Source organism: Mesorhizobium sp. L-8-10 (assembly GCF_016756635.1).
Taxonomy (GTDB): domain Bacteria; phylum Pseudomonadota; class Alphaproteobacteria; order Rhizobiales; family Rhizobiaceae.
In genome coordinates, this window is sequence record NZ_AP023263.1 from 1,156,309 (window position 1) to 1,169,881 (window position 13,573).

The window sequence follows — 13,573 nt, forward strand, 5'->3', positions numbered from 1 at the left end:
AGACTCCGCCCAGCATGGACGAAAGCCGGGACATCGACCACAAGGCGATCATCGCATCGCTTTCGGCGGCCGAGCGCGCGGAGCTCACCGGGCGCCGCGACGCGCCGGGGCTCTTCCGTTTCGCCGCGCATTTCGGCTGCATCCTGGTCGGCGCGGCATTGATCCTCGCCGGCATCCCGTTCTGGTGGCTTGTCCTGGTGCCGCAAGGCATATTGATCGTCTTCCTGTTCACTACCCTGCATGAGGCGATCCACGAGACCGCCTTCCGCTCGGGCCGTCTCAATCAAGCGGTTGCGGCGATTGCCGGGTTCCTGGTGCTGATCCCTCCAAGCTGGTTCCGCTATTTCCATTTCGCGCACCACCGGCACACCCATGATCCCGACAACGATCCGGAGCTGATGAGCCCCAAGCCGGAGACGGCGGCGCAATATCTCACCTATCTCTCAGGCATCCCGCTGTGGATCGGCATGGCGAGGACGATGCTGCGCAACGCGTTCTTCGGCAGCGCCGAGCCCTATGTGTCCGAAAAGGGCCGGGCCAAGGTAAAACGCGAGGCGCGGCTCTTCCTCCTGCTCTATGCCGTGCTGGCGATGGGCTCGGTGGCGGCAGGCTCGGTCGCGCTGCTGTGGGTCTGGGTCGTGCCCGCCCTGCTCGGCCAGCCGTTCCTGCGCGCCTATCTGCTCGCCGAACATGCCCGCTGCCCGCATGTCGCCAACATGCTGGAGAACACGCGCACCACCTTCACCACCGCATTGGTCCGCTTCGTCGCGTGGAACATGCCCTATCATGCGGAGCACCATGCCTATCCGGCGGTGCCGTTCCACAAGCTGCCGCGCTTCCACGAGGTGGTTCGGGCCCATCTCAGGGTCACCGAACGGGGCTATATCAGCTTCAATCGCAAGTTCTGGGCCGAGCTCGATTGAAGGGTGCGTGTGGTGCGTCCCGGAAATCGAACCCGATTTTCGGGCCGATGCGCCGGCGGCGAAACTGACCTTTGCCTTCCCCGGAAAACCGACTATGAAGCGGCAGACAGCCCGCGCTCGAACCATTCCGGAGCCAGCCATGACGGAAATTCTCCAGACCCCGAAACTCATCACGGTTTTCGGCGGTTCCGGATTCGTCGGCCGACATGTGGTGCGGGCCCTGGCCAAGCGCGGCTACCGCATCCGCGTCGCCTGCCGCAGGCCCGATCTTGCCGGTCATGTGCAGCCGCTCGGCAATGTCGGCCAGATCCAGCCCGTGCAGGCCAATGTGCGCGTGCGCTGGTCGGTCGACCGCGCTGTGGAAGGCGCCGACCATATCGTCAACCTCGTCGCCATCCTGCATGAGGGCGGCCGCCAGCGCTTCACGACCGTGCACGAATTCGGCGCCCGCGCCGTCGCCGAGGCGGCCCGCGCCGCCGGCGCCGGCCTCACCCATATCTCGGCGCTGGGTGCCGCGCACAGCTCGCCCTCGATCTACGCCCGCACCAAGGCGGCCGGCGAGAAGGCCGTGCTCGACACGGTGCCCGATGCCGTCATCTATCGGCCCTCGGTCATCTTCGGCCCCGAGGACGCCTTCTTCAACCGCTTCGCCGGCATGAGCCGCTTCTCGCCGTTCCTGCCGCTGATCGGCGGCGGCACCACCCGCTTCCAGCCGGTCTTCGTCGGCGACGTGGCCGAGGCCGTGGCGCGCTCCGTCGACGGGGCCGTCAAGGGCGGCACGATCTATGAGCTCGGCGGTCCGCAGGTGAAGACCTTCCGCGAATGCATGGAAGAGATGCTGCAGGTGATCGGGCGCGACCGCGTGCTGCTTACCATTCCCTGGTGGGCGGCGCGCATCCAGGCGTCGATCCTCGGCCTGCTGCCCAATCCGCTGCTGACGCCGGACCAGGTGACGCTGCTCCAGAGCGACAATGTCGTGTCGAAGGCGGCGGAAGAGGAGGGCCGGACCTTCGACGCCCTCGGCATCCAGCCGCAGTCGACGGCCTCGATCCTGCCGACCTATCTGTGGTCCTACCGGCCCGCCGGGCAGTTCACCCGCAAAAACAACGAAACCTGATTCCTCCCGGCCGATCGCGCGAGGACCGGATACGGCGGCATCCACTGCTCGAAAATGTACGCCCGTTCGAGCAATAGGGGCGGCGGCCCGGAACTTTTTCGCTTCGGTGTCGATTTTTGAAGTCTATGTTCGTCGTCTTGATGCGAGGCGGCTGGCGCTTCGCTAGAGCATTTCCGCTTTTCTCCGAATCGCGGAAATGCTCTATCTCCCTGTTTTCACGCAATTCCGGACGCAAAACCGCTGCGCACTTTTGCTGGAATTGCTCTACAGCATGTCTTTTATCCCGAAACCGCGGCGCGCTTTCGGGAGACATGCTTTAGTTCAAAGGAAAAAGATGATGCGCGTGATGGTATTGGTGAAGGCGACCGAGCAGAGTGAAGCGGGCGAGATGCCCTCGACCGAACTGCTCGCAGCAATGACCAGCTACAATGAGGAACTGGTGAGGGCCGGCATCATGGTCGGCGGCGACGGGCTGAAACCCTCGTCCTTCGGCAAGCGTGTCACCTTCGACGGCGCGAGCCGTACCGTGACCGACGGCCCCTTCGCCGAAACGCATGAGCTGATCGCGGGCTACTGGCTGTGGAACGTCAAGGACATGGCCGAGGCGGTCGAGTGGGTGAAGCGTTGCCCCAATCCGATGCCCGGTAAGAGCGACATCGAGATCCGCCCCTTCTTCGAGATGGAGGATTTCGCCGAGAACCTGACACCCGAGATCGTCGAGCGCGAGGCACGAATGCGCGAGCAGACCGAGGGGCGGTAGTTTTGTTGGGGCGCGCCCTGCGCTTGTAGCGCACGAAAGCCTCGAAATTCGGCAGTCGGTGCGGCTGAATTACCCCTCATCCGACCTCGCTTCGCGAGGCCACCTTCTCCCACAAGGGGAGAAGGCTGGAGCCTGGCTTGGCCGGCTCTGCAAATCACCAGCGTTGAAGATTGGCCGAGACGCTGCTGCAGCGCGTTCCCTTCTCCCCTTGTGGGAGAAGGTGGCCGCGCGAAGCGCGGTCGGATGAGGGATTCTTTCGCGATACGATAGCGGGATCGGCTGCCTGCGGGGTGGGATCAGTCCCGGATTCCCGACGCTCACCCCCACACGTAAAGCGCGACGAGGCCCAGCGCGCCGACGATCAGGCGCCACCAGCCGAACAGCGCGTAGCCGTGGCGGGAGACGTAGTCGAGCAGGTAGCGCACGACGATCACCGCCATGACGAAGGCGGCGATGAAGCCGGTGGCGATGACGGGCAGGTCGGCCGCCGACAAAATGTCGCGGTTCTTGAAGAGGTCGTAGGCGAAGGCGCCGGCCATGGTGGGCATGGCCAGATAGAAGGAGAATTCGGCCGCGGAGCGCTTGTCGGCGCCGAGCAGCAGGCCGCCGACGATGGTCGAGCCCGACCGCGAGGTTCCGGGGATCATGGCCAGGCACTGGATCAGGCCGATGCCGAAACAGACCGAAAGCGGAAATTCCTTCACGTCGTGATAACGCGGCTTCAGCGCCCAGCGGTCGACCCACAGAAGCACGACGCCGCCGATGATCAGCATGACGCAGATCAGCTTCGGCGTCTCGAACAGCACCGTCTTGATGAAATCATGCGCCAGCGCGCCGATGACCGCGGCCGGCAGGAAGGCGACCAGCACGCCGAGCACGAATCTCTGCGTGGTCCGGCTCGTCGGCAGGTCTGCCGCGATCCTGAGGAGCCGCGCGGCGTAGACGGTGAGGATCGCCAGGATGGCGCCGAGCTGGATCAGCACCTCGAAGGCCTTGCCGGTCGACTGGAAGCCCAGGAAATGACCGGCCAGCAGGATATGCCCGGTGGAGGAGACGGGGATGAATTCGGTCAGCCCCTCGAGCAGGCCGAGCATGAGGGCATCGACGATCGTCTGGTTTTCCATGAGCTCACCTTGGTCTGGTCGGGGTCTGGTCGGAGGCCAGGTCGGGGAACGGTCTTCCTGAGGGTCTATTGTTCCGGCACCGGGGCGCGCCCGTGTCCGGGCACGGCCCGGCGGCCGGCTGGAATCGCGGCCAAGACTTACGTCCCTCGAAACGAAATGGCCAGCCCGCATTTCTCGCGCCCGGCATGGGACCGGTCCCGCTCAGGGGCGAACGGCCGCGACGTTCGACGGCGCGGTTGCGGGTCCGATGAGGCGAAATGGGCGATTGTCCGTGCTTGCCCCGTCGCCCGCATCGCGCTACGCACATCTCCTGCCCCGCCGGTCGTGAGCCGGCCAAAGCCAGAAGATGCGGGCCGGGGCCCGCCACATCACGGACCATGCTGACGCTTTTTCATCATCCCCTTTTCGCCTCCTGCCGCTTCGTCCGCCTGTCCTTCGGCGAATATGGCGAGGAACTGGCGCTGATCGAGGAGAAGCCCTGGACCCGGCGCAAGGAGTTCCTGACGCTCAATCCGGCCGGCACGCTGCCGGTGCTGCTGGCCGAGGGCGATGTGCCGATCATCGGCGCGAGCGTGATCGCGGAATATCTCGACGAAACGCGCGGCGTGCTCAAGCGCGAGAGGCGGCTGCTCGCGGAGGATCCGATGGACCGCGCCGAAATCCGCCGGCTCGCCGACTGGTATCTCACCAAGACCGAGAGCGAGGTGACGCGCCATCTCGTGCGCGAGCGCGTGCTGAAGCCGCTGATGGCAAGCGGGCAGGGCGGCGGCTCGCCCGATTCGGGGGCGATCCGCGCCGCCCGCGCCAATATCCGCCAGCATATGAAATACACCAACTGGCTGGCCGGGACCCGCAACTGGCTGGCCGGCGCCCGGCTCACCTATGCCGATCTCGCCGCGGCGGCTTCGCTTTCCGTGCTCGACTATCTCGGCGAGATCGACTGGACGGAGCATCCCGCGGCGCGCGACTGGTATACGCGGGTGAAGTCGCGCCCATCCTTCCGGCCGCTGCTCGCCGACCGCGTGCGCGGCCTGTCCCCGGTATCGCATTATGCGGATCTCGACTTCTGACGGACAGAAACCGCGCACGACGCTGCGCGATTTCATCGAAAGCGCGGCGCGCCGCGCCGGCTTCGACGCCGTCGCCGTCACCGCGCCCAACGCCATCCCGCAGGCCGCGGCCCGACTGCGCGCCTTTGTGGAAAGCGGCCAGCACGGTTCGATGGACTGGATCGCCGCAACGCTCGACCGGCGCGCGAGCCCGTCGGCCCTGTGGCCGCAGGTCCGCTCGATCGTGGTGCTCGGCATGAATTACGGCCCGGACGCCGACCCGCGCGACATCCTCTCCAGACGCGACCGCGCGGCGATCTCGGTCTATTCCCGCAACCGCGACTATCACGACGTGATCAAGGGCAGGCTCAAGGAGATCGCCGGCAAGATCGTGGCCCGCGCCGGCGGCGACGTGAAGGTCTTCGTCGACACCGCGCCGGTCATGGAGAAGCCCCTGGCCGAGGCCGCCGGCCTGGGCTGGCAGGGCAAGCACACCAATCTGGTGAGCCGCGAGCTCGGGTCCTGGCTGTTCCTCGGTACCATCTTCACCACGGCGGTGCTCGAGCCGGACGAGCCTGAGCCGGACCATTGCGGCTCCTGCCGCGCCTGCCTCGACGTTTGCCCGACGGATGCCTTCCCGGCCCCCTATCGGCTCGATGCGCGACGCTGCATCTCCTATCTGACCATCGAGAACAAGGGTCCGATCCCCCTCGAATTCCGCGAGGCGGTCGGCAACCGCGTCTATGGCTGCGACGATTGCCTGGCCGCCTGCCCCTGGAACAAATTCGCCCGCGCGGCTTCCGAAGCCAAGCTCGTCGCCCGCGAGGATCTCAAGGCGCCGTCGATCGCCGGGTTGCTCGAGCTCGACGACGCCGGCTTCCGCGCGCTGTTCTCCGGCTCCCCGGTCAAGCGGATCGGCCGCGACCGCTTCATCCGCAACGTGCTCGTCGCGGCGGGCAATTCCGGCGATGCCGGGCTCGTCAAGCGCTGCGAGGAACTCGCCGCCGATCCTTCGCCGCTGGTGCGCGGCGCAGCCGTCTGGGCCCTGTCGAAGCTCGCCCCACGCGAACGGCTGCTTGAGCTCGCGGCGCAATCCAGGACAATCGAGGCCGATCCCGACGTTCGCGCGGAATGGGATCTGGCGACGGCATCCTCCAAACCGGAAAGGCACTCGGTCCCGGCATGACCCAGAACGTCTTCATCTTCGGCGCCGGCTATTCCGGCAAGGCAATCGCTGCGGCACGGCCGGCCGGCACCGCGGTTTCGGGCACAACGCGCTCACCGGAAAAGCTCGAATCCCTGCGCCGGGCGGGCATCGCGCCGCATCTGTTCGACGGCACGCATCTCACCTCCGAAACGGCGGAGGCGCTTGCCGACACCACCCATCTCGTCGTTTCGGCCGCGCCCGGCGAGGGCGGAGACCCCGTGCTCGCCGCCGCCCAGGAGACCATCGGGAGCGCCATGCCGCGGCTCGAATGGATCGGCTATCTGTCGACCGTCGGGGTCTATGGCGACTATCAGGGCGCCTGGGTCGACGAGACCACGGAGTGCCGGCCGGTTTCCGGACGCTCCCGGGCGCGCGTGGCAGCCGAAGCCGCCTGGCTGGCGCTCGGCGCCGAGACCGGCCTGCCGGTGGCGGTGCTGCGCCTGTCGGGCATCTACGGGCCCGGCCGCAACGCCTTCGTCAATCTCGAACAGGGCACGGCCAAGCGCCTGATCAAGGCGGGGCAGGTCTTCAACCGCATCCATGTCGCCGATATCGCCGGCGCGCTCTGGCACCTCGCCGGCCGCGGCGCGGGCGGCGCCTTCAACGTCACCGACGACGATCCGGCGCCGCCGCAGGACGTCGTCGCCCACGCCGCCCGGCTGATGGGCGTGGCGCCGCCGCCCGAGATTCCTTTCGAGACCGCCCAACTTTCGCCCATGGCGCGGTCTTTCTACGGAGAGAACAAGCGGGTCTCGAATGCGAAGCTGAAGGCTGAGGGCTACCAGCTCCGCTTTTCGGACTATCGGGCCGCCCTCGGGGCGATGTGGGCGGACGGAAGCTGGAGAGGTGCCGGGGATGCCGACGCGAGAAGCCCGATGCGCAGCGACTGAAGGAGCTGTCGCGGCGGCTCGTTTACATTCTGGTAACCAGGCAGGCGGAGAGTCGAAGGGAGCGCCACGCGTCCCAAGGGCACGCAAGGAACGCTCCCAGATGTCAGTGCTGCGCATCGCACGGCCGATGCCGCAGCGAAAGCCGGCGGAGAGCGGACGATGACCCCAATGCAGCGACTGCGGCGCCTCACGATCGGCGGCTCGGCGGCCATTGCCGCGCTTGCCATGCTGCCGGCCCCCGCCTCCTCCGAGCAACTTGCGAAAAACCTATTCGGCAGCCAGAAGCTGCCGGCCGCCACCGCCGCACGCTCCTATGGCTTCTACAGCAAGGGCTGCTTCTCGGGCGGCGTCGCCATCGCCACCGACGGCCCTGCCTGGCAGGCCATGCGCCTGTCGCGCAACCGCCGCTGGGGTCACCCCACGATGATCAACCTGATCGAGAAGCTGTCGCGCGAGGCCAGGAAGGACGGCTGGCCGGGCCTGCTTCTGGGCGACATCTCGCAGCCGCGCGGCGGGCCGATGCTGACCGGCCACGCCTCGCACCAGATCGGGCTCGACGCCGACGTCTGGCTCACGCCCATGCCGAGCCGCCGTCTCTCGGCGAGCGAGCGCGAGAACATGAGCGCGACCTCGGTGATCAGGAAAGGCGGGCTGACGGTCGACGAGCGTCTCTGGACACCGGCCCATGCCAGGCTGCTGCAACGCGCGGCGAGCTATCCCGAGGTCGAGCGCATCCTCGTCCATCCCGGCATCAAGAAGAAGCTCTGCGACACCGTCACCGGCGACCGCTCCTGGCTGCGCAAGATCCGGCCCTTCTGGGGCCACGACTACCATTTCCACATCCGCATCGGCTGCCAGCCCGGCTCCAGCGGCTGCAAGGAGCAGGAAGCGACGCCGCGCGGCGACGGCTGCGACAAGTCTCTGGCCTGGTGGTTCACGGAAGAGCCGTGGCGCCCCAACAAGAATCCGGACAAGCCCAAGGCCCGCGACATCATGACGATGGCGAGCCTGCCCAGGGAATGCCGGGCCGTGCTTGAGGCACCGTCGCCGGTGTCGGAGGCGGCGGTGACCGTCGGCGGCGACGGCACCGCGCTGGCTGCCGCTCCGTCCCGGGAACTCGAGCAGTCCGGCACCGCGGCGATCGCGCCCGCCGCACCGCCGGTCGCGGCCAGCGCCTATGCGCCTGACCTCGGCAGACGGGCGCCGATCCCGCAGCCTCGGCCCCGGGTCGATCCCTGAAGCATGTCTCCCGAATGTGGTCACCGGTTTTCGGGGAAAGGACATGCGTCAAATCAATGACATGCAGCATGTCGCGTGAATCCTTTCACAGCACACCACAGGGTGAATGAGGGCGCCCTTGTCGGGGCGGCGCCTCTGTGCTGCCGGACATCTCCCTCAAAGGTTGGAGATTGGCCGTCATCCATCACGGTGCTCTCGCACCACTGTGTCGAAGACGACCGGTGCACATGATGAGCCGGAGACACGCGGCCCGAAGTAGCCGACAGCGCCGCCCTATCCTCGTCATTCTCGGGCCAGCAGGCGCGCGCAGCGAGCCGCAGGTGACCCGAGGATCCATGCGTTGAGATCGCGGCCGACTCCTTCGATGCAAATGCCGGTGTAGAATGCTGAAGGGGCCTGGGTGGAGTTGCGAGCCATCCCGCTTCCTCGACCGCCGGCGGTCTTCCGCTCTGTCACGGCATGGATCCACGGGTCAGCTCCGGCTTCGCTTCGCTCGCCTGCGCGCCCGTGGATGACGATGGTGGGACGTTGTCGCCAATCGCCGCCGACAGCTCTGCCGTGCACTGTGGAAAACGGGCCACGCTACACACTGTAGGCGTCGCCTTCAGGGATTTCGCTATCCCGGACTTTCCTTGCCGGAGCGTGTTGGCTATAGGGTTCAACCGATTTAGGTTGGCACTTGGTTCACGCAATTCCGGACGCGAAACCGCGTCACACCCTTGCTGGAATTGCTCTGGGAAGAATGCTTCGCCGTGACCCGGACACTTCGCCTCGCGCTGATCGCGCATGACGAGAAGAAGGACGAGATGGTGGCCTTCGCCGCCGCGCATGAGGCGTTCCTGGCAGGATGCGACATCGTCGCCACCGGAACGACGGGCGGGCGCGTGGCCGAAGCCTGTCCCCGGCTCGCCGTGCGGCGGCTGAAGAGCGGGCCGCTCGGCGGCGACCAGCAGATCGGCGCGCTGATCGCGGAAGGCGCGGTCGATGCGCTTATTTTCTTCGTCGATCCCTTGACGCCGATGCCCCACGACGTTGATGTCAAGGCTCTGATGCGTCTGGCGATCGTCTACGACATACCGATGGCGCTCAATCGGGCGACGGCCGAACTGCTGCTGGAAGAGATCGGCCGGAGGGAAGGACCAGAACATGCAGAGCTATGACGACGAGACGGTGCTGAAATTTCCGATCCTGATCGGCGACATCGGCGGCACCAATGCGCGTTTCGCGCTTCTCGTCGACACCCAGGCCGAGCCCAAGGAGTTCCCGATCGTGCGGACCGCCGACTTCGCGACGATCGACGACGCCATCCAGAGCTCGATCCTCGACCGCACCTCGGTGCAGCCGCGAACGGCCGTGCTCGCGGTCGCCGGCCCCGTGGACGGGGACGAGATCGAACTGACGAATTGCGACTGGATCGTGCGTCCGAAGGCGATGTTCGAGACTTTGGGGCTCAGCGACATCGTGGTGCTCAACGACTTCGAGGCGCAGGCGCTCGCCGTCGTCGCGCTCGGCGAGGAGCATATGGAGAAGATCGGCTCCGGCCAGCCGGAGCGTTCTGGCAGCCGCGTCGTGCTCGGCCCCGGCACCGGCCTCGGCGTCGCAGGCCTGATCCATGCCTGCCACCGCTGGATTCCCGTGCCGGGAGAAGGCGGCCATATGGATCTCGGGCCGCGCAGCCCGCGCGACTTCGAGGTGTTCCCGCATATCGAACGCATCGAGGGCCGTGTCTCGGGCGAGCAGATCCTGTGCGGGCGCGGTCTCGTCAATGTCTACCGGGCCATCGCCAAGGCCGACGGCAAGACGGCGACCTTCACGACGCCGGCCGAGATCACGGCCGCCGCGCTCGACAAGTCCGACCGAATTGCCGAGCAGGCGCTGGAAATGTTCGTGACCTGTCTCGGCCGCACGGCGGGCGACCTCGCTCTCGTCTTCATGAGCCGGGGCGGCGTCTATCTCACCGGCGGCATCGCCCAGAAGATCGTGCCGGCCCTGAAGGCGGGGAATTTCCGCGAGGCCTTCGAGGACAAGGCGCCGCATAGCGAGATGCTGAAGTCCATGCCGGTCTATGTGATCACCCATCCGCTGGCCGCACTCGCCGGGCTCGCCGCCTATGCGCGGACGCCGTCGCGATTCGGCGTCGAGACGGCCGGCCGGCGCTGGCAGAAGATTTAGTATCAATGGGCCTCGATGTTGAGACATCCAGGCGACCTCGGGCGCTAAGGCGGCGTCTAAGATTAACCGAATCGCTTCGACCAAAAATCTGGCGAAGGAGGGGCGGCGCAAAGCGAAGCGATTATTTTTCGATGTCTCCTAACGGGGTGGGGCCACGCAGTCCGCGCTCAGCGGGCCGACATCATCGACCGCTGGTGGATCAGGCGGCCTCAATAGCCGGCCCGGCCCATCCAGGCCGCTTGGCTTTCGCGCCGACAGGCGTGGGCCACGCAGTCGTGCGCTCAGCGGCCGATATCATCGACCGCTGGTCTATCGACTCCATTCGGGCGGCGATTGTTGTCGTCCTGCCATAGGCAAGCGCCGCCGATAACGCTAAGAGGTGCCGCGACAATGGCGGTCCCCCGCCAGGCTGCGGAGCGACGACAAGAGTTTGAGTTCGACAGAGAGACAGGCCAAACGAGCCGACCCCGGCGAAATCGTTGCGGTGATCCGTCGCGTGCTCGCGGAGAACGGCCGCGACTACATCAAGGATTATGCGTTCGCCGTCCTGTGCCTGCTGACGATCGCGGCCACCACCGCCTTCAGCGCCTGGATCATGCGCGACATCGTCGACGAAGTGTTCTACCAGCAGCGCTATGACCTCATCGCCCTGATCTGCGGGTCGATCGTCGTCGCCTTCACGCTGCGCGGGCTCGCCACCTACGGCCAGGCCGTGATCCTGGCCAAGATCGGCAACAATCTCGTCGCACGCTATCAGCGCCGTCTCTTCGACCATCTGATGAAGCTCGGCATCGACTTCTTCAACGATACGAGGTCGGGCCATCTCGCCGCGCAGATCAATCAGAACGTCAACGGGATACGGGACCTGCTCAGCATGACAATCACGGCGATCGCCCGCGACGCCGTCTCCCTGGTCGGTCTGGTCGGTGTGATGGTCACGCAGGACCCGGTGCTCTCGCTCGCCGCGCTCATCATCGCGCCGCCGCTGATCTATGCCGTCAACTACATCATGCGGCGGCTGCGGCGCGTGACGCGCGAATCGGTCGAGATCAATTCGCGCCTGATGGGCGCCATGCAGGAGGCCACCCAGGGCATCGCCATCGTGAAAGCCTTCACGATGGAGGAGCAACTCTCGAAGAAGATTGCCGCTCTCGTCGAAGGCGCCGAGGGGCGCGCCAACAAGATCGCCCGGGTGTCGGAGCGTGTGAGCCCGATCGCGGAGGTGCTGGCCGGCTTCGCCATCGCAGGGGTCATCGCCTATGCCGGCTACCGCGCCGCCTATGCGCAGCAGCCGCCGGGGGCCGTCTTCGCCTTCATCACCGCGCTTCTCCTCGCCTACGACCCGGCGCGCCGGCTGGCCCGCGTGCAGGTCAATCTCGAGCGGTCGCTGGTCAATGCCCGCATGATCTACGAGATCCTCGATCTCGAGCCGCGCCAGCGCGACAGGCCGGGCGCGACCGAACTCGTCGTCGACAAGGGCGCCATCCGTTTCGAGAAGATCTCCTTCGGCTATAGCAGGGAACTGCCCGTGCTGCACAATGTGAGCTTCACCGCGGCGGCCGGCACCACCACGGCCATCGTCGGCGGCTCCGGCGCGGGCAAGTCGACGCTGATCGCGCTTCTGCAGCGCTTCTACGACCTCGACGCCGGCCGCATCACGATCGACGGGCAGGACATCGCCACCGTCACCAAGAACTCGCTGCGCGCCAACATCGCCTATGTCTCGCAGCAGCCCTATCTGTTCGAAGGCAGCATCGCCGACAATATCCGATACGGCCGCGCCGATGCGACCGACGCCGAGATCGAGGCGGCCGCCAGGCTCGCCCAGGCCGACGATTTCATCCGCAAGCAGCCGCAGGGCTATGCCACGCTGGTCGGCGAGAACGGGGTGACGCTTTCCGGCGGCCAGCGCCAGCGCCTGTCGATCGCCCGTGCCATCGTGCGCAACGCGCCGATCCTGCTGCTCGACGAGGCGACCTCGGCGCTCGACAACGAATCGGAGGCCCGCGTCCAGGAAGCCCTGGCCGGGGTGATGAAAGGCCGCACCACGATCGTGATCGCGCACCGCCTCTCGACGGTCATCAATGCAGACCATATCGTGGTGCTTGAACATGGCCGACTGGTCGAAGAAGGCACGCACCGGTCGCTGCTGGCCGACAGGCACGGGGTCTATGCCCGCTTCCACCGGCTGCAGGGAGATACCGGTCTAAGCCTGGTCGACGATATCGGGCAGGCCGAGCCTGTATGAGATTTGAGCAAGGGGTCAGCACATGAGCGAGATGGGGCTTGTGGTCGTGGGCGCGGCCGGCCGGATGGGCCAGGCGCTGATCCGCGCCATCCATGAGACGTCGGGCGCGCGCCTCGCAGGCGCCGTCGAACGCCCGGGCTCGGCGCATCTCGGCAAGGATGCGGGCGAACTCGCCGGCGCGGGACGGCTCGGCGTCGCCATCTCCGACGACCCGCTGCCCGTCTTCGCCAAGGCGGACGGCGTGCTGGATTTCACCGCGCCCGCCGCGACGGTGGAGTTCGCAGGCTATGCGGCGCAGGCCCGTATCGTGCATGTCATCGGCACCACCGGATGCTCGGCCGAGGACGACGCCCGGATCGCCGCGGCCGCCCGTCACGCCACGATCGTCAAATCGGGCAATATGAGCCTCGGCGTCAACCTTCTGACCGTGCTGGTCGAGCAGGCGGCGCGCGCGCTCGGACCGGAGGATTTCGACATCGAAGTCCTTGAAATGCACCACAAGCACAAGGTCGACGCGCCCTCCGGCACGGCGATCCTGCTCGGCAAGGCCGCCGCGACGGGTCGCGGCATCGAGCTCGAAGGCCATGACGTCAGGGTCAGAGACGGTCACACCGGCCCCCGGCCCGAAGGCGCGATCGGCTTCGCCACCTTGCGCGGCGGCAGCGTCGTCGGCGACCATTCCGTCATCCTGGCCGGCGCCGGCGAGCGCATCGTGCTGTCGCATCATGCCGAGGACCGGACGCTTTTCGCGCGCGGCGCGGTCAGGGCAGCGCTCTGGGGCAAGGGCCGGAAGCCCGGCCTCTATTCGATGCGCGACGTACTCGGCCTGTCTTGAACCCTCCCT

General features: G+C 66.7%; 12 protein-coding genes. 11 read left to right on the plus strand and 1 reads right to left on the minus strand.

Features of this window, described 5'->3' with window-relative positions; all coding sequences use genetic code 11:
- Positions 1–14: 14 nt before the first annotated feature.
- The 3 genes from JN280_RS05235 (at position 15) to JN280_RS05245 (ending at position 2,800) form a co-directional block, all read left to right on the plus strand.
- Positions 15–923 carry a fatty acid desaturase family protein gene (locus tag JN280_RS05235; protein ID WP_244743009.1) on the plus strand — a complete coding sequence of 303 codons (909 nt, stop codon included), beginning with the start codon at positions 15–17 and terminating at the stop codon, positions 921–923.
- Positions 924–1,062: 139 nt separating this feature from the next.
- Positions 1,063–2,040, plus strand: coding sequence for a complex I NDUFA9 subunit family protein (locus JN280_RS05240; protein ID WP_202310491.1), 978 nt, complete (start codon positions 1,063–1,065; stop codon positions 2,038–2,040).
- A gap of 337 nt (positions 2,041–2,377) precedes the next feature.
- Complete coding sequence (locus JN280_RS05245) at positions 2,378–2,800, plus strand: YciI family protein (protein ID WP_202310493.1); 423 nt, start codon at positions 2,378–2,380, stop codon at positions 2,798–2,800.
- A 317-nt stretch (positions 2,801–3,117) separates the two neighbouring features.
- Here JN280_RS05245 and JN280_RS05250 read toward each other — a convergent pair whose 3' ends face one another.
- Positions 3,118–3,924 carry an undecaprenyl-diphosphate phosphatase gene (locus JN280_RS05250; protein ID WP_202310495.1) on the minus strand — a complete coding sequence of 269 codons (807 nt, stop codon included), beginning with the start codon at positions 3,922–3,924 and terminating at the stop codon, positions 3,118–3,120.
- A gap of 377 nt (positions 3,925–4,301) precedes the next feature.
- Between JN280_RS05250 and JN280_RS05255 the strand changes: the two genes are divergently transcribed.
- The 8 genes from JN280_RS05255 to dapB all read left to right on the plus strand — a co-directional run bounded on the left by JN280_RS05255 (position 4,302) and on the right by dapB (position 13,564).
- Entirely contained in the window at positions 4,302–4,994 is a 693-nt protein-coding gene (locus JN280_RS05255; protein ID WP_202310497.1) for a glutathione S-transferase family protein, read from the plus strand.
- Positions 4,975–6,159 carry a tRNA epoxyqueuosine(34) reductase QueG gene (gene queG / locus JN280_RS05260; RefSeq protein WP_202310499.1) on the plus strand — a complete coding sequence of 395 codons (1,185 nt, stop codon included), beginning with the start codon at positions 4,975–4,977 and terminating at the stop codon, positions 6,157–6,159. The genes JN280_RS05255 and queG overlap by 20 nt, the downstream gene beginning before the upstream one ends.
- On the plus strand, positions 6,156–7,070 hold the full coding sequence (locus tag JN280_RS05265) for an SDR family oxidoreductase (RefSeq protein WP_202310501.1): 915 nt from the start codon (positions 6,156–6,158) through the stop codon (positions 7,068–7,070). The genes queG and JN280_RS05265 overlap by 4 nt, the downstream gene beginning before the upstream one ends.
- A 225-nt stretch (positions 7,071–7,295) precedes the next feature.
- A complete protein-coding gene (gene mepA, locus JN280_RS05270) occupies positions 7,296–8,309 on the plus strand; it encodes a penicillin-insensitive murein endopeptidase (RefSeq protein WP_446720837.1) in 1,014 nt (337 codons plus the stop codon).
- A gap of 752 nt (positions 8,310–9,061) precedes the next feature.
- Complete coding sequence (locus JN280_RS05275; protein ID WP_202310505.1) at positions 9,062–9,469, plus strand: methylglyoxal synthase; 408 nt, start codon at positions 9,062–9,064, stop codon at positions 9,467–9,469.
- A complete protein-coding gene (locus JN280_RS05280) occupies positions 9,456–10,481 on the plus strand; it encodes a glucokinase (protein WP_202310507.1) in 1,026 nt (341 codons plus the stop codon). The genes JN280_RS05275 and JN280_RS05280 overlap by 14 nt, the downstream gene beginning before the upstream one ends.
- Before the next feature lie 430 nt (positions 10,482–10,911).
- Positions 10,912–12,729: an ABC transporter ATP-binding protein gene (locus tag JN280_RS05285; RefSeq protein ID WP_202310509.1), complete on the plus strand. Its 1,818-nt coding sequence runs from the start codon at positions 10,912–10,914 to the stop codon at positions 12,727–12,729.
- A gap of 22 nt (positions 12,730–12,751) precedes the next feature.
- Positions 12,752–13,564, plus strand: coding sequence for a 4-hydroxy-tetrahydrodipicolinate reductase (dapB, locus tag JN280_RS05290; protein ID WP_202310511.1), 813 nt, complete (start codon positions 12,752–12,754; stop codon positions 13,562–13,564).
- The last annotated feature ends 9 nt before the right edge of the window (positions 13,565–13,573 follow it).